At 71.5% G+C, this 21,019-nt stretch carries 23 protein-coding genes, 1 tRNA gene and 1 pseudogene; 17 read left to right on the forward strand and 8 right to left on the reverse strand.

Going from position 1 to position 21,019, the window contains the following annotated elements; translation table 11 throughout:
- The first annotated feature begins 120 nt into the window (after positions 1–120).
- From rpmB to BJP60_RS01170, 6 genes are all read left to right on the forward strand, one after another.
- Positions 121–357: a 50S ribosomal protein L28 gene (gene rpmB / locus BJP60_RS01145; RefSeq protein WP_005051771.1), complete on the forward strand. Its 237-nt coding sequence runs from the start codon at positions 121–123 to the stop codon at positions 355–357.
- Positions 357–527, forward strand: coding sequence for a 50S ribosomal protein L33 (gene rpmG / locus BJP60_RS01150; protein WP_055987916.1), 171 nt, complete (start codon positions 357–359; stop codon positions 525–527). Before rpmB ends, rpmG begins: the two co-directional genes overlap by 1 nt.
- Before the next feature lie 2 nt (positions 528–529).
- On the forward strand, positions 530–835 hold the full coding sequence (gene rpsN / locus BJP60_RS01155; RefSeq protein ID WP_135115039.1) for a 30S ribosomal protein S14: 306 nt from the start codon (positions 530–532) through the stop codon (positions 833–835).
- Between the two features lie 183 nt (positions 836–1,018).
- Positions 1,019–2,356: an MFS transporter gene (locus tag BJP60_RS01160; RefSeq protein WP_203137007.1), complete on the forward strand. Its 1,338-nt coding sequence runs from the start codon at positions 1,019–1,021 to the stop codon at positions 2,354–2,356.
- Positions 2,357–2,611: 255 nt separating this feature from the next.
- Positions 2,612–3,760, forward strand: coding sequence for an alpha/beta hydrolase (locus BJP60_RS01165; protein ID WP_203137008.1), 1,149 nt, complete (start codon positions 2,612–2,614; stop codon positions 3,758–3,760).
- A gap of 261 nt (positions 3,761–4,021) precedes the next feature.
- Entirely contained in the window at positions 4,022–4,309 is a 288-nt protein-coding gene (locus BJP60_RS01170; RefSeq protein ID WP_203137009.1) for an HU family DNA-binding protein, read from the forward strand.
- Positions 4,310–4,394: 85 nt separating this feature from the next.
- Here BJP60_RS01170 and BJP60_RS01175 read toward each other — a convergent pair whose 3' ends face one another.
- Entirely contained in the window at positions 4,395–4,643 is a 249-nt protein-coding gene (locus BJP60_RS01175) for a DUF6458 family protein (protein WP_203137010.1), read from the reverse strand.
- Positions 4,644–4,778: 135 nt separating this feature from the next.
- On the opposite strand from BJP60_RS01175, the gene BJP60_RS01180 reads away from it, so the two are divergent.
- Positions 4,779–6,746, forward strand: coding sequence for a cytochrome c oxidase assembly protein (locus tag BJP60_RS01180; RefSeq protein WP_203137011.1), 1,968 nt, complete (start codon positions 4,779–4,781; stop codon positions 6,744–6,746).
- 21 nt (positions 6,747–6,767) lie between these two features.
- On the opposite strand, the gene BJP60_RS01185 is transcribed toward BJP60_RS01180, so the two are convergent.
- Complete coding sequence (locus tag BJP60_RS01185) at positions 6,768–7,892, reverse strand: hypothetical protein (protein WP_238439496.1); 1,125 nt, start codon at positions 7,890–7,892, stop codon at positions 6,768–6,770.
- 117 nt (positions 7,893–8,009) lie between these two features.
- Here BJP60_RS01185 and BJP60_RS01190 point away from each other — a divergent pair, with 117 nt between their 5' ends.
- The 4 genes and pseudogenes from BJP60_RS01190 (at position 8,010) to BJP60_RS01205 (ending at position 12,328) form a co-directional block, all read left to right on the forward strand.
- Positions 8,010–9,377 carry an ATP-dependent DNA helicase gene (locus tag BJP60_RS01190; RefSeq protein ID WP_203137012.1) on the forward strand — a complete coding sequence of 456 codons (1,368 nt, stop codon included), beginning with the start codon at positions 8,010–8,012 and terminating at the stop codon, positions 9,375–9,377.
- Between the two features lie 262 nt (positions 9,378–9,639).
- Positions 9,640–10,509: pseudogene (locus BJP60_RS15540) on the forward strand (serine hydrolase domain-containing protein); the annotation flags it as partial.
- Positions 10,510–10,735: 226 nt separating this feature from the next.
- The gene (locus BJP60_RS01200) at positions 10,736–11,617 is read left to right on the forward strand and encodes an EamA family transporter (protein ID WP_203137013.1); all 882 of its coding nucleotides are present in this window, start codon (positions 10,736–10,738) and stop codon (positions 11,615–11,617) included.
- A 54-nt stretch (positions 11,618–11,671) separates the two neighbouring features.
- Complete coding sequence (locus BJP60_RS01205; protein ID WP_238439497.1) at positions 11,672–12,328, forward strand: TetR/AcrR family transcriptional regulator; 657 nt, start codon at positions 11,672–11,674, stop codon at positions 12,326–12,328.
- Between the two features lie 23 nt (positions 12,329–12,351).
- Here the strand turns inward: BJP60_RS01205 and BJP60_RS01210 are convergent, their stop codons facing one another.
- Positions 12,352–12,720 (reverse strand): hypothetical protein, encoded by a 369-nt coding sequence (locus BJP60_RS01210; protein WP_203137016.1) that lies wholly within the window; start codon positions 12,718–12,720, stop codon positions 12,352–12,354.
- 63 nt (positions 12,721–12,783) lie between these two features.
- Positions 12,784–13,287, reverse strand: coding sequence for a MarR family winged helix-turn-helix transcriptional regulator (locus BJP60_RS01215; RefSeq protein WP_442923390.1), 504 nt, complete (start codon positions 13,285–13,287; stop codon positions 12,784–12,786).
- Positions 13,288–13,404: 117 nt separating this feature from the next.
- On the opposite strand from BJP60_RS01215, the gene BJP60_RS01220 reads away from it, so the two are divergent.
- The gene (locus BJP60_RS01220; protein WP_203137018.1) at positions 13,405–14,304 is read left to right on the forward strand and encodes a nitronate monooxygenase; all 900 of its coding nucleotides are present in this window, start codon (positions 13,405–13,407) and stop codon (positions 14,302–14,304) included.
- Here the strand turns inward: BJP60_RS01220 and BJP60_RS01225 are convergent.
- Both BJP60_RS01225 and BJP60_RS01230 read right to left on the reverse strand, forming a co-directional pair.
- Positions 14,291–14,941, reverse strand: a complete 651-nt coding sequence (locus tag BJP60_RS01225; RefSeq protein WP_203137020.1) for a trimeric intracellular cation channel family protein — start codon at positions 14,939–14,941, stop codon at positions 14,291–14,293. The two genes, BJP60_RS01220 and BJP60_RS01225, sit on opposite strands and share 14 nt — an antisense overlap.
- A gap of 93 nt (positions 14,942–15,034) precedes the next feature.
- The gene (locus tag BJP60_RS01230) at positions 15,035–15,745 is read right to left on the reverse strand and encodes an alpha/beta fold hydrolase (RefSeq protein ID WP_203137023.1); all 711 of its coding nucleotides are present in this window, start codon (positions 15,743–15,745) and stop codon (positions 15,035–15,037) included.
- A gap of 158 nt (positions 15,746–15,903) precedes the next feature.
- Between BJP60_RS01230 and BJP60_RS01235 the strand changes: the two genes are divergently transcribed.
- Both BJP60_RS01235 and BJP60_RS01240 read left to right on the forward strand, forming a co-directional pair.
- A complete protein-coding gene (locus BJP60_RS01235; protein ID WP_203137025.1) occupies positions 15,904–16,569 on the forward strand; it encodes a GntR family transcriptional regulator in 666 nt (221 codons plus the stop codon).
- A 73-nt stretch (positions 16,570–16,642) separates the two neighbouring features.
- A complete protein-coding gene (locus tag BJP60_RS01240) occupies positions 16,643–17,383 on the forward strand; it encodes a glutamine amidotransferase (protein ID WP_203137027.1) in 741 nt (246 codons plus the stop codon).
- A 26-nt stretch (positions 17,384–17,409) separates the two neighbouring features.
- Here BJP60_RS01240 and BJP60_RS01245 read toward each other — a convergent pair.
- Both BJP60_RS01245 and BJP60_RS01250 read right to left on the reverse strand, forming a co-directional pair.
- Positions 17,410–17,483, reverse strand: a tRNA-Gly gene (locus BJP60_RS01245).
- A gap of 70 nt (positions 17,484–17,553) precedes the next feature.
- Positions 17,554–18,183 carry a hypothetical protein gene (locus BJP60_RS01250; RefSeq protein WP_203137028.1) on the reverse strand — a complete coding sequence of 210 codons (630 nt, stop codon included), beginning with the start codon at positions 18,181–18,183 and terminating at the stop codon, positions 17,554–17,556.
- A gap of 138 nt (positions 18,184–18,321) precedes the next feature.
- Here BJP60_RS01250 and dcd point away from each other — a divergent pair, with 138 nt between their 5' ends.
- The 3 genes from dcd to BJP60_RS01265 all read left to right on the forward strand — a co-directional run bounded on the left by dcd (position 18,322) and on the right by BJP60_RS01265 (position 21,012).
- The gene (gene dcd, locus BJP60_RS01255) at positions 18,322–18,927 is read left to right on the forward strand and encodes a dCTP deaminase (protein ID WP_203137029.1); all 606 of its coding nucleotides are present in this window, start codon (positions 18,322–18,324) and stop codon (positions 18,925–18,927) included.
- Positions 18,928–19,124: 197 nt separating this feature from the next.
- Positions 19,125–19,850, forward strand: a complete 726-nt coding sequence (locus tag BJP60_RS01260) for an HAD-IA family hydrolase (protein WP_203137030.1) — start codon at positions 19,125–19,127, stop codon at positions 19,848–19,850.
- Position 19,851: 1 nt separating this feature from the next.
- Positions 19,852–21,012 (forward strand): zinc-binding dehydrogenase, encoded by a 1,161-nt coding sequence (locus tag BJP60_RS01265; protein ID WP_203137031.1) that lies wholly within the window; start codon positions 19,852–19,854, stop codon positions 21,010–21,012.
- Positions 21,013–21,019: the final 7 nt, after the last annotated feature.

Genomic DNA, 21,019 nt, shown 5'->3' on the forward strand with positions numbered 1-21,019 from the left:
TCCTGTGCGCAGTTCGTACATCCCCTCCCGAACACAGCCCGCAAGGGTCGGCTGGGACATGTGCAGACAAGAGACCTTGGGTGGCGTCGTCCGACGCCACGGTATTGAAGGAGAACCATCATGGCTGCTGTGTGCCAGGTGACCGGTGCCGTTCCCGGCTTCGGTCACAACATCTCGCACTCGCACCGCCGGACGAAGCGCCGCTTCGACCCGAACGTGCAGAAGAAGACCTACTACGTTCCGTCGCTCGGTCGCAAGATCACGCTGAACGTGTCGGCCAAGGGTATCAAGGTCATCGACGCCCGTGGCATCGAGTCGGTCGTCAAGGACCTGATCGCGAAGGGTGTGAAGCTCTAATGGCCAAGAAGGCTCAGGACATCCGTCCGATCATCAAGCTGCGCTCGACGGCGGGCACCGGTTACACCTACGTGACCAAGAAGAACCGCCGCAACACCCCCGACCGCCTCGTGCTCAAGAAGTACGACCCGGTGGTCCGCAAGCACGTCGACTTCCGCGAGGAGCGTTAATCATGGCCAAGAAGAGCAAGATCGCGCGCAACGAGCAGCGCAAGGAGATCGTCGCCCGCTACGCCGAGAAGCGCGCGACCCTCAAGAAGCAGCTCATCGACCCCAACGCGACCGACGAGGAGCGCGAGGCCGCCCGCGTGGGCCTGCAGAAGCTGCCCCGCAACGCGTCGCCGATCCGCGTCCGCTCGCGCGACGTCATCGACGGCCGTCCCCGCGGCGTCCTGACGAAGTTCGGCATCTCCCGTGTCCGCTTCCGCGACATGGCGCACCGTGGCGAGCTGCCCGGCGTGACCAAGTCGAGCTGGTAAGCACTCCAGACGCACGGAAAGGGGCGAGGATCCATCGGATCCTCGCCCCTTTCGCATGCCGGGCGTGGGCGCCGACGACGAGGCCCCGTCACCGTACCTATGGCGAGAGGCTATGAGCATAGGTATGCTGGCGACCGGCGCGACGACGCGCCGCGTCGAGTAACCGATGAAGGCTGCAGCGATATGACCACCTCTTCCGCCCGCGCATCCGACCTGCGCGACCACCTCGAGCACTCCCGGATGACGCCCTACCAGTGGGCGATCGTCGCGGCGGCGGTGCTCCTGAACGCGCTCGACGGCTTCGACGTCGCCGCGATGTCCTTCGTCTCCGCACGCGTCGAGCAGGAGTTCGGGCTGACCGGCACGGTGCTCGGCGTCGTGATCAGCGCGACCCTCGTCGGCATGGCCGTCGGCTCGCTCGCGCTCGGCCGCGTCGCGGATCTGATCGGCCGCCGCGTCACCGTCCTGGGGTCCGTGGCGCTCGCGACGGCCGGCATGTACCTCGCGGCGACCGCGCAGGACGTCGTGCAGCTCGGCATCTGGCGGGTGCTGACCGGCCTCGGCGTCGGCGGCATCCTGACGAGCATCACGGTGATCACGGCGGAGTTCTCGTCCGCGCGCTGGCGCGGCCTCGCGCTCGGCATCTACACCGCCGGGTACGGCGTCGGTGCCACGCTGGGCGGGCTGGCGGCGGTGGGCCTCCAGGAGGAGGCCGGATGGCGCGCGGTCTTCCTGACGGGCGCGATCGCCAGCACCGTCCTGCTCGCGGTCCTGCTGTTCCTGCTGCCCGAGTCCGTGCACTTCCTGCAGCTGCGCGGCGCACGCGCCCACGCGGCGCTGCGGCGCATCGCGACGCGCGTCGGATTCGATCCCGACCGCGTCGGCGAAGCCGGGGCCCGCACGCGATCCGACGCAACGCGGTCCGGAGCCGGCGGGCTGTTCGCGCGGGACATGCTCGCGGCGACGCTGCTGCTGTGGGCGGCGTTCTTCACCGTGATGTTCGCGTTCTATTTCGTGAACTCGTGGACGCCGCGCCTGATGGTCGAGGCGGGCATGACGGTGGACCAGGGCGTGATCGTGGGGATGGCGCTCGCGATCGGCGGCGCGGCCGGCTCCGTGCTGTACGGCGCCCTGGCCGCGCGGACCTCCCGCGAGCGACTGCTGCTCGTGTTCCTGCTGCTGAGCGCGGCGGCGATCGTGGCGTTCGTGCTGTCCACGGTCTTCCTCGCGGTCGCCTTCGCCCTGGGTGTCGTCGTCGGGCTGCTGGTCAACGGCTGCATCGCGGGCCTCTACACCGTCGCGCCCGCGCGCTACGGGACGCAGGTGCGGGCGACGGGTGTCGGCGCCGCGCTCGGCGTGGGGCGCGCCGGCGCGATCCTCGCCCCGATCGCCGCCGGCGCCCTGCTGGATGCCGGCTGGACGAACGTCGCGCTGTACTCGTCCACGGCGGCCCTGCTCGTCGTGGGCGGGGTCGCGATCCTGCTCCTGTCCCGGCGCCCCGCGGTCGACGCGGAGCGCTGAGGGCGCGCGAGAAGGGGCGAGGATCCTCAGATCCTCGCCCCCTCCGCATGCCCGCTCAGGCGGTCACCGCCTGCTGGTGCGCGACAAGCCACGGTTCGCCGGCTTTGGCACGATGGGAGGAACAAGGACGACGGGACCGATCGGCCGAGCTTTGCGGCACGACTGAGCCACCCATCGCGCATGAGGCGTCGCTCGTCGCGACCAGGGTGGGCGGCGAGCGAGCGAGGATGACACCCGGGACTGAAGGAGGTTGGCATGCCGCTCGATCCGTTCTTCGCCGAGCGTCTGCGTCGGCAGCGGAAGTACATGATCGCGCAGGGCCTCGAGGGACTGAAGCAGCGCCTCGGCTGGCCGTGGTTCATGCGTCCCGCCGCGGAGGCAGCCGTGAAGGGGGCCCCGGCCGAGGAGAAGGCGCGTGCGCACGCCGCCGCGAAGGCCGAGTCCCGTGACGGCGCCGAGTCGCCCGCCCGGCACGAGCCCGCCGCCGATGCGCACCGCCCGAGCCGGCGCCGGGCCGAGCATCGCAAGATCGCGCTGTCCTGGGATCGCACGGAGCAGCGCAAGAACGGCGTGCCCGGGCCGCGCGTGCACACGATCGACCGCGTCGTGCCGGTGCCCGGCCAGCCCGACGTGCTTCTGCGCATCTACTACCCCACGACGGGGGAGCGTCCCGCGCAGCCCGTTCCCGCGTGCCTCGCGTTCTTCGGCGGCGCCTTCCGGATCGGCGGTCTCGACTTCCCGACGACGGATGCCGCCAATCGCCGCCGGGCCGCGGAGGCGGGGATCGCGATCGTCGGCGTCGGCTACGCGCTCGCGCCCGAGCACAAGTACCCGACGCAGGTGATGCAGGGCCACGCGGCACTCGAGTACGTGTTCGCGCACGCCGAGGAGCTGGGGATCGATCCCGGCCGCGTGGGCCTCGCCGGCACGTCGGCGGGCGGGAACATCGCGGCGGCGGTGGCGCTCATGAACCGCGACCGCGGCAAGCTGCCGCTGCGCCTCCAGCTGCTGGAGGTGCCCGTCGTCGACCTCACGGGGCGTCACATCGACTTCCGGGCGTCCCGCGCACTCGGCATCCCCACCCTCCTGATGGCGCGAGAGCTGGCGTCCGTCGCCCGCACCTACCTGCGCCACCGGAAGGACGCACGCGAGCCGTATGCCTCACCGATCCGGGCGGAGTCGCTCGAGGGGCTGCCGCCAGCCGTGATCCTCACGGCGGAGTACGACCCGCTGCGGGGCGACGGCGTCGCCTACGCCGCGGCGCTGCGCCAGGCCGGCGTCGAGGCGAGCGCCGTGCAGTACCTCGGCGCGACTCACGACACCGGCATCTTCGCGCGCGTCCTGGCCGTGTCGCGGCGCTGGCACGACGACGTCGTGGCCGCGCTGCGCACGCTGCACGCGTGAGGCTTCACCGCGCATGCGGCCACCCGACGTCCCGCCCCGAACCGCGGAATTCCGCGGGACGCGCCGAAGTTCGCCACAGCAGTCACATCCGTCACTCCAGCACCCGACACGCCAGCCGAATCGCCCGGATTCCCGCGAGAATCCGCGGAATTCCGGGCCCCGTTGATACATTCGAGGCGCGATCGACGATCGCCCGGGGGTAAACCGTCTCCGGTCCATTGATCACAGCGCGGCGTCCTCGCGGCGCCGCTGGAGGATGACATGGCCGACAAGTCCATCACTAAGACCGAGCTCGTCGCGAGCATCGCCAGCGCCACGGGCCAGAGCCAGTCCGCGGTCTCGGGCGTTCTCGACGCCCTCTTCACCACGGTCTCGGAGGCCGTCGCGAAGGGCTCGAAGGTCTCGATCCCGGGCTGGATCGCGTTCGAGCAGGTCGAGACGGCCGCTCGCACCGGCCGCAACCCGCAGACCGGCGCCGAGATCAAGATCCCGGCCGGCAAGCGCGTCAAGGTGACCGCGGGCTCCAAGCTGAAGGCCGCCGCCAAGTAATTCCGGCGCAACGGAAAAGGGGATGCCTCCACGACGGAGGCATCCCCTTTCGCGTCTCTCGGGTCGACGCTTCGGGTGCTTCAGATCAATAGGGGTCGACGTCGGTGCGACGCTCCGTGACGTTGCCCGCGCCCGGATCGTTGACCGTGCGGGTGCGCTCGACGGCCGAGCGACGGCGGGTCAGCAGCACCAGGCCGACGATGAACACGATGACGCCGACCGCCATCAGCAGGTAGCCGATGAAGTCGTCGTCAACGCCAGGGATGTCGATCTCGAGGCCGAACGCCAGGATGGCACCGATCACGAACAGCACTACTCCGGTTCCGATACTCATGGCCGACACGCTATGGGTCCCCTCAATTCCCGGTCACCGGGCTTGACTTTTCTCCTCACGCTCGGGTCGGCGCCTCTCGTGAGCGCCCGCGCGGGAGTCAGATCCGTCCCAGGCTCGCGGAACTAGGCTGAACGGGTGAATCCGCGCGCGCTGCGGGCCATCGGGCCCGTGATCCTCGTCGCCGCGGCCGTGCTCACGTGCTTCGCGGCGCTCGCCTACGGCGGGGCGGCCGATCCGCTGTCGGCCGGCGATCCCGGCCCGTTCGTGCGGTGGGGTCTGCCGGTCGCGAAGCTGATCGTGAACCTGGCGGCCGCCGTCATGGCGGGATCCCTCGTGCTCGCGCTGTTCGCGCTGAAGGCCGGTGAGCGCGAGTTCGACGGCGCGCTGGATGTCGCCTCGATCGGCGCCGCGGTCTTCACGATCTCGGCCGGCGCGGTCGGGTTCTTCACCTTCCTCGACTCCTTCAATCCGCAGCTGTCGGCGGGACCGGAGTTCGGCGCCCAGCTCGGGGCGTTCCTGACGGAGGTCGAGCTGGGCCGCACCTGGCTCATCACGACCATCGCGGCCGCGGTCGTCACGATCCTGGCGTTCGCGATCCGGTCGTGGACGGCAACGCTGCTCACGGCGATCCTGGCGATCGCCTCGCTCATCCCGATGGCGACGCAGGGGCACTCGGGCGAGCTGGCGAGCCACGACGCCACGGTGACCGCGATGAGCCTGCACATCGTGGGCGCGGCCGTGTGGCTCGGCGGCCTCGTGCTGCTCGTCGTCCTGCGGCCCGCACTGTCGGGACGGCTCCTTCCCGACGTGCTGCGCCGCTACTCCTCCATCGCGCTGCTCGCATTCGTGATCGTGACGCTGTCGGGCTTCGCGCGGACGCTGTCGTCCATCAGCTCGTGGGAGCAGCTGACCACGCCGTACGGCGGCATCCTGTGCCTGAAGATCGCGGCTCTCGTGTTCATGGGACTGCTCGCGGCCTGGTACCGGCTGCGCCTGATCGACCGCATCGACCGCGCCCGTAAGGCCCGGACGTTCTGGACGCTCATCGCGGTCGAGCTCGCGTTCATGGGCGTGGCCTCGGGTGCGGCCGCCGCTCTCGCGCGCACGTCGCCGCCGCTCACCGAGACGCCGTACTCCTCGACGCCCGCGGAGATCCTCACCGACGAGCCGCTGCCGCCGGAGCTCACGCTCGAGCGCTGGTTCACGGTGTGGGACGTCGACCTGCTGTGGGCGTTCGTCGCGGTCTTCGGCATCGCGTTCTACCTGGCGGGCGTGATCCGGCTGCGGCGGCGCGGTGACCGCTGGCCGATCTTCCGCACGGTGCTGTGGGTGCTCGGGATGGTGACGCTGTTCTGGGTCACGTCCGGGCCGATCAACGCCTACCAGGACTATCTGTTCAGCCTCCACATGCTCGGGCACATGCTGCTGACGATGGGCATCCCGCTGATGCTCGTCCCGGGCGCGCCGATCACGCTCGCGCTGCGCGCGATCGCGAAGCGCGACGACGGCACGCGCGGTGGCCGCGAGTGGATCATGTGGGCCGTGCACAGCCCCTTCGCGCGCGTCGTCACGCATCCGCTCGTCGCCGCCGGCATCTTCGTCGGCTCTCTCTGGGTGTTCTACTACACCGACCTCTTCCGCTGGTCGCTGTACGACCACCTCGGGCACGTGTGGATGGTCACGCACTTCCTCATCTCGGGCTTCCTGTTCGTGATGACGCTGACGGGGATCGATCCGCTGCCCTACCGCATGCCCTATCCCGGTCGGCTCGTCACGCTCATCGCGGTCATGGCGATCCACGCGTTCTTCGGCGTCGCGATCATGATGCAGTCGGGGCTGATGATCGCCGAGTGGTTCGGCGCGATGGGCCGCACGTGGGGTCCGACACCGCTCGAGGATCAGTACATCGGCGGCGGCGTGGCGTGGTCGATCGGCGAGATCCCGACGCTCATCACGGCCATCGTGGTGGCGATCCAGTGGAGCCGCAGCGACGAGCGCCAGCAGCGCCGGTCCGACCGCCACGCCGACCGCACGGACGACGCGGAGCTCGCGGCGTACAACGCCCGCCTGGCGAAGCTCGCCGAGCGCGACAGCGTCCGGTAGCGCGCCCCAGCGGACTCCGGATCAGCGCAGCGCGGGGCTGCCGATCAGGATCGACGCCGTGCCGTCGGGCAGGACGTCGACCGTGCCGTCGATCACGAACGGCACGTCCTCGCTGACGTGGTAGACGGAGCCGTCGAACAGCGAGACGACGTCGGCGTCGAAGTGCGCCGTGCCGGTCGCGGCCGAGATCGCGAAGTACTCGTCGCTGGGCACCACCACGACCGGCGGCTGCGACGGGATCGTCCAGTCGATCGTGTCGGCGAGCACGCGATCGCCGCCGACGGCGTGCGTGTCCATGCCGAACGGGCAGCCGGTGGGCTGCATCACCTCCTGCGTGGCGCAGTCGGTGAGGAACGCCGAGACCTTCTCCTCGACCACGTCGACGAAGGCCTTGCTCGGCTCCGCCTGGATGTCCAGCGGCACGCTGTGCAGCGCCGTGTCGGCGAGCACGTGCACGGGGTCGGCTTCTGCCATCGCCGTGTCGACGTCGACGCTGTAGATGCCGGGGGAGAACACGAGCAGCGAGACCGCGTCCATCGGATCGGCCTCGGAGCCGTCGGGGGAGACCTGGCGCTTGTCGAGCTCGAAGCCGTTCACGGCGAACTGCATCGACCCGCGCACCCCCACCCGGAGCTCGGCGAGCGGGCTCGTCTCAAAGCTCCAGCGCGGCACGAGTCCCTCGGTGCCGATCCGCTCGACGCGGAAGGCGGAGCTGCCGGCCGTGCCGTCGATCCGGTACGACGCGGTCACCTCGACGACGCCGTCGACCTCGCGCTCGGACGTGATCTCGACGTCGCTGATGTCGAAGGTCAGAGCCGCCTTGCGCAGCAGAGCGTCCGACGCGCTCGCCGGCAGGCCCGCCGCCTCCAGGTCCGTGCTGTCGAGCGTGACGCCCGGCACCGCGAGGGCACCCGCGGCGTCGCCCTCGGAGAGCATGGCGATGTAGCGCTCGACGAACGCGCTCGGGCCCCAGAACTGGCGGTGCAGGGCAGAGAACCCGGCCCAGATGGCCCCCGCGAGCAGCACGCCCACGACGCCGAGGATCACCAGATCGCCCTTCAGGGAGCCGCCCCTGCCCGCCGGGCGAGCGGGGCCGCCTGCCGCGGGGGCCGCCGACAGCGGGGCGCTCGCGGTGGCCTGGTCCATTGCGTCAGTCTAAAGAGAGCAGGGTCGGATCATCCTGAGCGTGTCTCGCCGTGACGGTCCCGAAACGCCTGTGCATGGCGCGGATGCGGCGGCCGACCGGGTGGGAGGATAGAGCCCATGCCCGCGCTGTCCCCCGAGCAGGAAGAGCTCTTCCGCCTCATCGAGGACACGCGCGAGCACGTCTTCGTGACCGGGCGCGCGGGAACCGGCAAGTCCACGCTGCTGAACCACCTCGCGTGGAACACGAAGAAGCAGATCGCGGTGTGTGCGCCCACGGGCGTCGCGGCCCTGAACGTCGAGGGACAGACGATCCACTCGCTGTTCAAACTGCCGATCGGCCTCATCGCCGACAGCGACATCGAGCAGAACGACGCGACGCGGAAGCTGCTGAACGCGATCGACACGCTCGTGATCGACGAGATCTCCATGGTCAACGCCGACCTGATGGACGGCATCGACCGATCGCTGCGGCAGGCGCGCGGGCGCCGCGGCGAGCCGTTCGGCGGCGTGCAGATCGTGATGTTCGGCGATCCGTATCAGCTCGCCCCGGTGCCGCCTCGCGGCGACGAGGCGCGCTACATTCAGGACCACTACCGCTCGTTCTGGTTCTTCGACGCGCACGTGTGGGCGGGGCGGGCGCCCGAGGGAGACGGGTTGATCGAGCTCGGCCGGCACGGCGCCGAGCTGCACATCCGCGAGCTCACGCAGATCCACCGCCAGGACGACGACGCGTTCAAGGCCATGCTCAACGCGGTGCGCTACGGGCGCGTCACGAAGGAGATCGCCGACATCCTGAACGCGACCGGGGCGCGCACGCCGCCCGACGATCCCGAGCACCCCATCATCACGCTCGCCACGCGCAATGACCGCGTGAACGCGATCAACGCGCGTCATCTGGCGCAGCTGCCCGGACGCGAGCAGACCGCGAAGGCCGACGTGAACGGCGACTTCGGCCGCGGCGACGTGTACCCGGCCGATCAGGAGCTCAAGCTCAAGATCGGCGCGCAGGTGATGTTCCTGCGCAACGACGCCGGATCGGCGGGCGAGCCGCCCCGCTGGGTGAACGGCACGATCGGCACGGTCACGCGCATCGTCGGCGAGACCGTGCGCGTCGACGTCGACGGCGAGGAGTTCGAGGTCGAGCCCGCCGTGTGGGAGAAGTACCGCTACGCGTACGACCCGATCGGCCGCAAGCTGACGCGCGAGGTCGTGGCCGAGTTCACGCAGTTCCCGCTGCGGCTGGCGTGGGCCGTGACCATCCACAAGTCGCAGGGGAAGACGTACGACCGGGCGGTCGTCGACCTCGGAGCCGGGGCGTTCGCGCCGGGGCAGACGTACGTGGCCCTCAGTCGCCTGACGTCGCTCGAGGGCCTCTACCTGTCGCGCCCGCTGCGGCCGAGCGACATCCGCGTCGACCAGGACGTGCGCCGCTTCATGCGCGCCGTGTGGGAGCAGCGCCAGGCCGCCGCCGCCGCGACGTCATAACGATCTGTCGTTCAGGGATCGCCCGGATCAGGAACGCGCGGGACGGGACATAGACTCGGTGAACGGGCGATCGGGGGTGTCGATGCGGGGTCGATCACAGGTGCGGCGCGCCGTCAGCGCACTCGCGGCGACGGTGGCGATCGCGATGGCAGTGAGCGGGTGCACAGGCGGGGAAGCCGTGCAGGCGCGCACGCCGGAGCAGGTGACCGGGGAGCTGCCGGCCGACATCGTGACCGAGCTGCAGGAGGCCGTCGAGCACGCGATGGCGGCGTCCGGATCGTCCGGCGCGATCGTCGGCGTGTGGGTGCCGTGGGCCGGCGCCTGGGTCGAGGGTCTCGGAACGACCGCCCCTGGCGGCGATGAGCCCGTCACCACCGACATGGCCTTCCGCATCACGACCATGACGCGCCCCATGACGTGCGACGTGCTCTACGGGCTCGTGGACGACGGCGTCGTCGCGCTCGACGACCCGGTCTCGCAGTACGTGCCGAGCTCTCCGAATCTGTCGAACGTGACGCTCCAGCAGCTGTGCGACAACACGTCGGGTCTCGGCCGCTCGACCCCCACGCTGCTGCCCTACGCGCTGCGCACGCCCGCACGCCAGTGGAACCCGCGCGAGATCGCGGCCGCCGGTCTCGGCCAGGCGAGCACCGAGCCGGGCGTGGCGTTCACGGAGTCGGACACGGGCTACCTCCTGCTCGGCATCGCGCTGTCGAACGCCGCGCGCGCGACGCCGGCCGAGCTGTTCCGGCAGTACGTCACCGAGCCGCTCGGCCTGCAGGCGACGGCGCTTCCGGGCCGCGAGGCGGCGGCTCCCGGCGAGCCCGCGCTGCCGGGCTACTTCTCGAACGAGGAGGATCGCGCCGCGGGCTGCGTCGATCCGCGCGAGTACACCGAGATGTCCGCGAGCTTCGGCTACACGAACGCGGGCGCCGTGTCGACCATCAGCGAGCTCGGCATCTACACCGAGGCCCTGGCCGAGCGGGCGAAGGACGGCGAGTCGTTCGCGCCGCGCTGGGGCGGTGCCAAGCCCGTCAGCACGGATGCCGACTCCTGGTACCAGTACGCGGGCGGCACGTACATCGCGGGCACGATGATCGGCCAGCAGGGGGCGATGCCGGGCTACCTGACGAGCGCGTACTCCGACGCCGACAACGGCCTCACCGTGGCGGTCGTGCTGAACAACTCGGCGGCGGGGGACGGGCTCGTCGGCTCCCTTTCGAAGGAGCTCGCGGCGATCGCGTCGAAGGCGCCCGCGCGGTCGGGCGAGACGGCCCCGAGGCGGCCCTGCCGTGGACGGCGGAGGCCTACCACCAGGCGATCGCCGATCGGGCCGTGTGCCCGCTCGAGCCCGCCGAGTGACGACCCGCGGCTCCTCCGGCCTGGCGGTCGGGCTCGTCGCGCTGGGCCTCGCGTGCCAGGAGGTCGGAGCCGCGATCGCGGTGCTGCTGTTCCCGCATGCGGGTCCGCTCGGCATGGTCATGCTGCGCCTCGTGTTCTCGGCGGTCATCCTGCTCGCGCTCGCGCGGCCCTCGCTGCGCGGGCGCACGCGCGACGAGTGGGGCGCGGTCATCCGGCTCGGCGTCGCGCTCGCCGTGATGAACGGGTTCTTCTACCTGGCGCTCGAGCGGCTCGCGCTCGGCGTGACCGTCACGATCGAGGTGCTCGGTCCGCTGACGCTGTCGATCCTCGTCGCCGGCACGCGGGCCGCGTGGGTCTGGGCGGGTCTCGCACTCGCGGGCGTCCTCGCCCTCGGCGGAGGCGGATGGGAGCGCCTCGACCCCGTCGGCGTGCTGTGCGCGCTGGGTGCGGCCGTGAGCTGGGCGTTCTACATCCGCGGCCAGGCGCGCGTGGGGAGGGCCTTCCCGCGGCTCGAGGGGCTCGCGCTCGCGATGGCGATCGGCGCCCTGATCTCGCTGCCGTTCGGCATCGTCACGGCCGGTTCCATCCTGCTGCGCCCCGACATCCTTGCGCTGGGCGCGGCCGTCGCGATCCTGTCGTCCACGATCCCGTACGCGCTCGAGCTCATCGCGCTGCGCCGCCTCACCGAGGCGGCGTTCGGCATCCTGATGAGTCTCGCGCCCGCGACCGCCGCGGTCGCCGGATGGATCCTGCTGGGACAGGAGCTGTCCCTGCTCGAGGTCGTGGGGCTCGCGCTCGTCGTGTGCGCCAGTGCCGGCGCGGTGTGGACATCGCGCGGGCGGCCGGAGCCCGAGCCCGTCGCCGAGCCGCTCGCGTAGCGCTCGCGGCCGGTGATGAGAAGATCGACGGAGCCGAGTGAGAAGAGAGCCCACGTGACAGATCCCGCCGCGCGCCAGCGCGATCCGGAGCGTACGCGCGCAGAGCTCCTGGATGTCGCGACCGAGGTGTTCGCCGAGCAGGGGTACTCGGGGGCGCGCGTGGACGACATCGCCGATCGAACCCGCACGACGAAGCGGATGATCTACTACTACTTCGGCGGCAAGGAGCAGCTCTACCTCGCGGTGCTGGAGCGGGCGTACCGCGGCATCCGCGAGGCCGAGCGCGTGATCCACGTGGGAGACCTCGCGCCCACCGACGCGATCCGCCGGATCGCCGAGCTCACCTACGACCACCATGTCCGCCACAGCGCGTTCATCCGGCTCGTGATGATCGAGAACATCCACCGGGGCGAGTTCATCCGGCGCATCGACGCGATCCGCGAACTCGGTCAGCCGGCCGTGGGTCTGCTCGACGAGATCCTGCAGCGCGGTCGCGCGGAGGGGCTGTTCCGCTCGGACGTCGAGGCGTTCGACGTGCACATGCTGATCAGCTCGTACTGCGTGTTCCAGGTCGCGAACCAGTACACGTTCGGGTTCCTGTTCGACCGCGACCTGCATGCCGCGCCCCTGGCCGACCACCTCCGGTCGATGATCGGCGACATCGTGGTGTCGTGGCTGCGCGCTCCGGCCGAGGTCGGCGCGGGGGAGTGAGCCCCCGATAGGTCGGGCGCGCGTCAGATGTTCGGCACCTGCGTGGACCACAGGATGGCGAGCAGCAGGATCAGCGCCACCGCCGCCATGATCGCCATCAGGGTCGCGAGCATTCGGTTGCGGGTGCGGTCCTGACGGATCGCGAACGCCGTCACCACGAGTCCGACCGCTGAGGCGGTGACGAAGGCGATGCCGATCCATGCGAGCGCGAGATTGACGGGCAGCAGCATCGCGAAGACGACGATCGCGACGATGGCGAGCACGAGGCCCGGCAGGAGCCAGATCCACCGCTTCGGCGTGCGCAGCGCAGGCTGATTGCGCATCCGCGTGGGATCGTCGGCCTTTCGCTGTCGCGCGGATCCCGTGTCGTCCCTGGCGTCTGGCGTACTCATGCAGTCGACGCTACGGACGGCCGATGCGGGCGCGCCACGGGCTTGACAGCCGGGACAGGTCGATCAGCCGGGCTCTGACCGGGCGAGCACGCGCAGCAGACGCGCGAGCGTCGCCTGGTCGGCACGGCTGAGGGCGCTGAGTTCCTCCGCCTCCCGCTGCGCGAGCGCGGTCATGGCCGCGTCGGCGCGTTCGATCCCCTCGGGACACAGGCGTACGAGCACGCCGCGGCCGTCGCGGGGGTGGGGGCGGCGTTCGACGAGCCCGCGCGCGAGCAGCTTGTCGATGCGGTTGGTCATCGCCGCGCTGCCGATCATCGTGGCGGCGACGAGCTGCATGGGGCTGAGCTCGTGCGGCGGCTCCTCGCGGCGCAGGGCGGCGAGCACGTCGAACTCCCACGCGGCGAGGCCCGCGCCGCGGAACGCCTCCGCGCGCAGCCGCGTGAGCCGGTTCGCCGCGCGACGCAGGCGCGACATGACATCCAGCGGTGTCAGGTCGATGTCGGGCAGCCGGCGCGACCACGCGTCGATGAGGAGGTCGACCTCGTCGTCGCGCGGGTCCTGCATCATGCCTCTACGCTACCGGCGCGGCCGCGCCATCCGCCGACATCGCCCGCGGACGCGCGGGTGCTTTCGAAAGTGCCGCACGGGTTTCCGCGCGGCGACCTGCGCTGAGAGGATCGGTTCATGTCCGCCGCGCTGCCCTTCGACGTCCGGGTCCCGATCGTGAACGCGCCCATGGGCGGTGTCGCGGGCGGGGAGCTCGCCGCGGCGGTGTCCCGCGCCGGCGGGCTCGGCATGATCGGCATGGGCAGCTCGGGCAGCGTCGCATCGCTGCAGCGGCAGCTGCCGCTCGTGCCGGACGGCGTGCGCGTCGGCATCGGTCTCGTCGACTGGGTCGTGCGCAAGGAGCCCGCGCTGTTCGACCTCGCGCTCGACGCGCAGCCCGTGCTGCTGTCGCTCAGCTTCGGGGACGACTTCGACTGGATCGCCCGCGCCCATGATCGCGGCGTGCGCGCGGCCGCGCAGGTGTTCGATCCCGCCGGCGTCGAGGCGGCCGACGCGGCCGGCGCCGACGTGATCGTCGCGCGCGGCCGCGAGGCGGGCGGGCATGGGAGGTTCCTTGTCGACCGCGACGAGCTTCTCGAGACGGCCGTGCGGATGACGGATCGACCGGTGCTCGCCGCGGGCGCGATCGCCACGGCCGCGGACGTGCGTGATGTGCTCGAGCGCGGAGCGAGCGGGGCGTGGGTCGGGACGGCCTTCGCCGCATGCCGGGAGGCGCTCTCGTCGCCCGGCATGCGGCGCGCGCTCATCGAGGCCGGGCCCGAGGACACGGTCCTCACCTCGGCGTTCGACCAGGCGGCAGGCTACGGCTGGCCCGAGGACATCCCCGAGCGCGTGATCGCGAACGAGTTCACGCATCACTGGGACTCGGGCGCCGCCTCGGGGGCGGGGGAGGCGCTCGCCGCGGCGAACGCGGCGGACGACCCGCGCGGCATGTCGATCAACGCCGGTCTCGGCGTCGCGCACCTGCGCGAGGAGCGCACGGCCGCGGAGGTGCTCGCGGCGCTCAGCGGGGAGTGACCCGCCGCCGCAGCGGCCCCTGCTCGGGGAACCGCCAGTCGAACCGCACCGCGGCCACTCGCAGGGCCGCGGTCACGATCACGCAGACCACGCCCGCCACCGGCACCGGCGTACCGACTCCGATGAGCAGAAGCAGTGTGGCGACGCCCGCGCCCGCGGCCACCGCGTAGAGGGTGCCCACCTGGAGGAAGGAGAACGGCAGGCTCAGGATGACGTCGCGCAGCATCCCGCCGCCGATCGCGCCGACGATCCCGACCACGAGCGCACCGGCCGGGCCCGCCCCGAGCGCGAGCGCCTTGGAGGCGCCGATCGCGCCGAACAGGCCCATCGAGACCGCGTCCAACGCGGTGATCGCCCACTCGCCGCGCGCGAGGAGGGGCTGGACGAGCATGCCGAGGATCGCGGAGGCGCCGGCCACGAGCAGGTACGCGTTGCTCCAGATCACGACGGGCGGCTGATCGAGCAGGCTGTCACGCAGCAGGCTGCCCCCGAGCGCGACCGCCAGGCCGATCACGACGACTCCCAGGACGTCGATGCGGCGCCGGCGCTCAGCGGCTGCGAAGATCGCACCCTGGAGGCCGCCGAGACCGGCCGCGAGCAGCTCGATCCACAGGGGTGCCTGGAACGCGGTGATCATCACGGTGTCTGCGCGGCGGACTGCGGCCCGGCCGACGCCGGGCCGGGCCGCTTCCCCCGTTTCGACGGATGGATGACGCGGCGTCCGTGCGGCTCAGCCGACCGAGACCAGTGCATGCTCGGCGGCCGCGACGATCGTATCCGCGACGACGCGCGACTGCGTGATGAACAGCGCGTGGCTGCCCGAGACGTCGGTGATCTCGGCCCCCGCACGGCGCGCCATGTGCTGCAGCATCGCCTGGTCGAACGAGTTGTCCTCGGTGGCGATGACGGCCCAGCTGGGCTTGTCCTCCCACGCGGCGCGGGTCACGGCCTCGCCGAACACCGACATGTTGATCGGCACCTGCGAATCGCGAAGGAACGCCGCGTCCTCGTCCGTCATGTCCGCCGCGAAGCCGATCTTGAACTTCTCGGGGGAGAGGAACCCGTAGCCGTCGTCGCCGACCTCGATGACGAAGTCGGGGGTGGGGGCGAAGCCCTCGTACTGCTGTGCGGTCGTCTCTCCCGAGGCCGGCGCGAGCGCGGAGACGTAGACGAGACCCGCGACGTTCGGGTGGTTGCCCGCCTCTGTGATGACCGTGCCGCCCCACGAGTGGCCGACAAGGATCGTCGGTCCGTCCTGACGGTCCAGGATCCGGGTGGTCGCCGCGACGTCGTCGGCGAGCGACGTCAGGGGGTTCTGCACGATGCTCACGCGGTACCCGCGCGCGGTGAGGTCGTCGTAGACCCGGCGCCATCCCGCGCCGTCCGCGAATGCCCCGTGCACCAGCACGACGTTCTTGATCTGCTGACCGGTGGTGCTCATGGTTCCTGCTCCCTTCGAGTGCCCGCGGGACCCATCCCGTGGGGCGGCTTCGGCGACGGGACCCCGCCTCCGATGTGCAATGTATTGCATGCAACACGCGAGGACAAGATCTATTCCCCGGTTTGCGCAGGCGCGGGATCGAGTGTGCAATATGTTGTATGCCGATTCCCCCGGGTACCGCCTCCGTCGACCGCACGCTCCTCCGAGATGACGTCTACCGGCGCCTTCGTGATGCGATCGTCGACGGTACGTTCGGTCCGGGGGAGCAGCTGAAGGACGTCGAGCTGGCCGCGTGGCTCGGCGTCAGTCGCACGCCCGTGAGGGAAGCGCTGCTGCGGCTCGGAGGGAGCGGGCTCGTCGTGGCGCTGCCCGGACGCTCGACGACCGTGAGCAGGATCGAGTCGCGAGCCGTCCGGGATGCGCGCGACGTCGTGGCCGCGATGCACCAGCTGGCGGCCCGTGAGGTCGCCGGCACGCTGGCGCAGCCGGACCTCGATCGCATGCGCGCGGCCAACCGTCGCTTCGCGGAAGCCGTCGAGGCCGGCGATGTGGGCGCCGCGCTGGACGCCGACGAGGAGCTCCACCGGATCCCCGTGGCCGTCCTCGGCAACCGCGCGATCGAGACGGTCCTCGAGCAGTTCGATCCGCTCGTGCGTCGCGCCGAGCGACTCCGCTTCGATGCCGACGGCCACGCGTCCGTCGAGCTGCACGACAGGCTCATCGAGTTGCTTGCATCCGGCGACGCGGAGGGCGCCGCATCCGTCGCCTACGAAATCTGGCACAGCCTCGCGGCCGACGACGAGGAGAAGAGCGACCGCGGCTGAGCCGGGCGGTGCTTCGGCCCCTGCGGCCACCTTCCCGGATGCTCCTCACCCTCTGCTGGTACTGTCCCGCAGCGTGAGCCGCTCTCGTCCGTTCGTGCTCCTCGCGACCCGCGCCGAGGACGGGCCCGCCGAGGAGGAGTACGAGCTGTTCCTGCGCTTCGGGGGACTTCGGCCCGAGGAGCTGATGCGCGTCCGGCTCGAAGCCGAGCCGATGCCGCGCCTGGACCTCGACGCGATCTCGGGGATCTTCGTGGGCGGCAGCCCCTTCAACGCCTCGGATCCGGAGAATGAGAAGTCCGCGGTGCAGCGGAGGGTCGAGGCGGAGTTCGGCGCCCTGCTGCGGGAGGTCGTCCCGCGTGACGTCCCCTTCCTCGGCGCCTGCTACGGAGTCGGCACCCTCGGGGCGCACATCGGAGCGACGATCGACCGGACCTTCGGGGAGGACGTCGGGATCGCGCCCGTGACGCTCACGGCGGAAGGCTCGGCGGACCCGCTCCTGCGCGGCATGCCTCCCACGTTCGACGCCTTCGTGGGGCACAAGGAGGCGATCAGGCACCTTCCCGACACGGCCGTGCTCCTGGCGTCCTCACCCGCCTCGCCCGTGCAGATGTTTCGGGTCGGCCGAAACGTGTACGCGACCCAATTCCATCCCGAGCTCGACGTCGACGGCATCTCGACGCGCATCCGCGCGTACGACGGCTTCGGCTACTTCGCACCGCACGAGCTGGAGGACACCCTCGCGGCCGTGCGTCGTGTGCCCGTCACCGAGACCGGACGGATCGTCCGCAACTTCGTCGAGCGCTACGCGCGCTGACGGCGGCCGCGGCTGGGGAGAGAAAGTGGAGGGGCTGACGGGAATCGAACCCGCGCTGTCTGCTTGGGAAGCAGAAGTTCTGCCATTGAACTACAGCCCCGGACGCGCCGGAGCGCGTGAGGGCCAGCATAACAGGACCCGCACGCGCGCCCGTGGCGCGACAGCCGGTGTCAGCGCTTGCGGCCCTTGCCGCCCGTCAGCGTGCGCAGCAGCACGAGGGCGCCGACGCCGATCGCGGTTGCGGCCCACGGCTTACGCTTCACGAACGACTTCGCGTCGGTCAGCATCGCGCCGGCGTCCCGCTCGGACACCCAGTCGCCGGCCTGCTTGAGCCCGGCGGAGGCCTTGTCGGCGATCTCCTTCGCGACGCCGTCGGCCGGAGCGAGGGACTCGACCTTCTCGCCCGCCGTGCGCAGACCGTCTGCCACCTTCTGCTGGGCTGCGTTGGGCTCGGAGAGGTAGGTGCCGCCGGTCTCGGGGGTGGCATCCTGCGGCGTCTCCTCCTCGGAGCCCTCGTCCCCGGAGCCCTCGTCCCCGGAGTCCTCGTCCGATCCGCCCTGCGCGGTCTCGGCCGCGTTCGCAGCCGCCTCGGCCGCTGCCGGCGGCACCTTCGACTCCGAGGCGGAGGAACCCGAGGTGGAGGAGGCCGAGGCGGAGGCGTCCGATGCGGGGGTCTCCGACGCGGGCTCGTGCTCCAGGCCCTGCGACGTGCCGGCGGTGCGGGCGACATCGGCGGGAGTCACCTCCGGGACGTCATCCGTGCTCGGGGTGGAGGGGGTCTGACCAGAGTTCTGCGACATGCGCGTCTCCCTTCTCTTCGGGGCCGTTGACGCTTCGATGTAAGCGCGTCCCGCGCCGATCCGCCTCCCGCTTGACGGGACGAGTGCCGTGTGTCATCGCGAGTGTCGGCCGCGGCCCCACCCAATAGGCTGAACCCCGTGCTGCTCTCGGATCGCGACATCAAGGACGAGCTCGACTCGGGCCGCGTGGCCCTGGACCCCTACGACCCCGCGATGGTGCAGCCGTCGAGCGTCGACGTGCGGCTCGACCGGTACTTCCGGCTGTTCGACAACCACAAGTACCCCTTCATCGACCCCGCGGAGGACCAGCCCGACCTCACGCACCTCGTCGAGGTCGCGCCGGACGAGCCGTTCATCCTGCACCCCGGCGAGTTCGTGCTGGGCTCGACCTTCGAGACCGTCTCGCTGCCCGACGACGTCGCCGCGCGCCTCGAGGGGAAGTCGTCGCTCGGCCGGCTGGGCCTGCTCACGCACTCGACCGCGGGCTTCATCGACCCCGGATTCTCCGGCCACGTGACGCTCGAGCTGTCGAACGTCGCGACCCTGCCGATCAAGCTCTGGCCGGGCATGAAGATCGGCCAGCTGTGCTTCTTCCGTCTCACGTCGCCCGCCGAGAACCCCTACGGATCGGGCGCGTACGGCAACCGTTACCAGGGCCAGCGCGGCCCGACCGCTTCGCGCTCGTTCCAGAGCTTCCACCGCACGGACGTCTCCGTCACGGCGGCGGGCGCGTCCGGATCCTGATCCGCGGATTCTCCTTGCCGGCGCCCTGAGCGGGGCGCCGGCGACGGGCGCGTGAGGGCGCGACGTCGCGCCGCGGAAGGCTCGGTGAACGGGGCCTGAACATTGCCGAGACCGGAATATCCGCTCTGTCCGGCGATGACAGGCTGGAGCGTTGGATCGCCCGACGAGGCCGCGATCCCGCACCGAGAGGGGTTCCCATGACTGCATCCGCGACCCAGCCCGTCGAGCTTCTCGTGCTCGACATGGCCGGCACGACCGTGCGCGACGACGGCGTCGTCGAGCGGGCCTTCCAGCGTGCGCACGAGCGCACCGGAGTGGCGGACCGGATGAGCTGGGACGAGGCGCTGCAGTACGTGCGCGACACGATGGGACAGTCGAAGCTCGACGTCTTCACGCACCTCGCGGGCGGTGACACCGCACGCGCCGAGGAGGCGACGGCGGCGTTTGAGCAGGCCTACGCCGAGCTGATCGTGGAGGAGGGCGTCGAGCCCATCCCCGGCGCACGGGAGCTGCTCGAGGACGTCCGCGCCGCGGGCATCGCGGTGTACCTCACGACGGGCTTCGCACCCGTGACGAGGGACGCGATCCTAGACGGCCTCGAGTGGCGCGAGCTGATCGACGGCGCGCTGTCGCCGGTCGACGTGGGGCGCGGACGTCCCGCGCCCGACCTGGTGCTCGGTGCGGCGCTGCGCGCACAGGTGTCGGGCGTCGCCGCCGTCGCCGTCGCCGGTGACACCGAGAGCGACGTGCGCTCGGGCCTCGCGGCCGGCGCAGGCCTCGTCGCCGGCGTCCTCAGCGGCGCGCACGACCGCGCGACCCTGGAGGCCGCCGGTGCGCAGGCGGTGCTCGATGACGTGTCGGGCCTGCGCGCGCTGCTCGGCCTTCCTGTGCGCGAGGCCGTTCCCGCCGCCGGGAACGTCTGACATGCCCTCGCCGGCCCTCGTCCCGACACCCGTGCCCGCGACGCGCGACGTGGTTCTCGAGCCGCCGGCGGTCGCGATGGTCTGGACCGGCGTCGGCCGGCCGCACGAGACGGTCGCGGTGCCGGGCGTCGTGCTCGGCGCCGGCGAGACGCTCGTGGCGATCGAGCTCGCGACGGTGTGCGGCTCCGATGTGCACACCGTGGAGGGGCACCGCTCGGCGCCGACGCCGCTCGTGCTCGGACATGAGTACGTCGGGCGCGTGACCGAGGTGGCGCCCGGCGTGCGCGCGGTCGATGGAGCTTCCGTGAACGTCGGCGACCGGATCGTCTGGTCGATCATGGCGAGCTGCCGTGACTGCGACCGCTGTCGCCGCGGCCTGCCGCAGAAGTGCCGGGGCCTGCTGAAGTACGGTCACGAGCGCATCCAGCCGCGCTGGGAGCTCACGGGCGGCTTCGCGACGCACGCGCACCTGCGGGCCGGCACCGCGATCGTGCGGGTCGGCGAGACGCTGCGTGCCGAGGTGCTGGCACCCGCCGCGTGCGGTACCGCGACCGCGTGGGCGGCCCTCTCCCGCGCGGACGAGGTGGCGGACGTCGACGACGCCACCGTCCTGATCCTGGGCGGCGGGCTCATCGGCCTCACCGCGTGCGCGATGGCGCGGCAGCGGGGTGCGACCGTGGTGCTCGCGGACCCGGATCCGTCGCGCCGCGTGCTCGCAGCGCGGTTCGGGGCGGCGCAGGTCGTCGACCCCCGGGACGACCGCGCGCTCGCCGCGGCGCTCGCAGCGACCGGATCCGCCGAGTTCGGGATCGTGCTGGAGGCGTCCGGAGCACCCCGCGCGGTGGGCACCGCGCTCGAGGTCGTGGGCGTCGGCGGCGTCGTCGTGCTGGTGGGCAGCGTGTTCCCGACCGAGCCGCTTCCGGTCGACCCCGAGCGGCTGGTGCGGGGGCTCGTCACGATCCGCGGCGTGCACAACTACGCGCCGAAGGACCTCGACGCGGCCGTGCGCTACCTTCGCGATCACGCGGCCGACCATCCGTTCGAGGAGCTCGTGAGCGCCCGGTACCCGCTCGCGCAGATCGACCAGGCGCTCGACGCAGCCGCCGCGGGTGCGGCCGTGCGCGTGGCCGTGGATCCGCGCGACGCCCAGCGCCGCCGCTGACGCGGCG

It is taken from the genome of Microbacterium sp. JZ31, assembly GCF_016805985.1.
Lineage (GTDB): Bacteria > Actinomycetota > Actinomycetes > Actinomycetales > Microbacteriaceae > Microbacterium.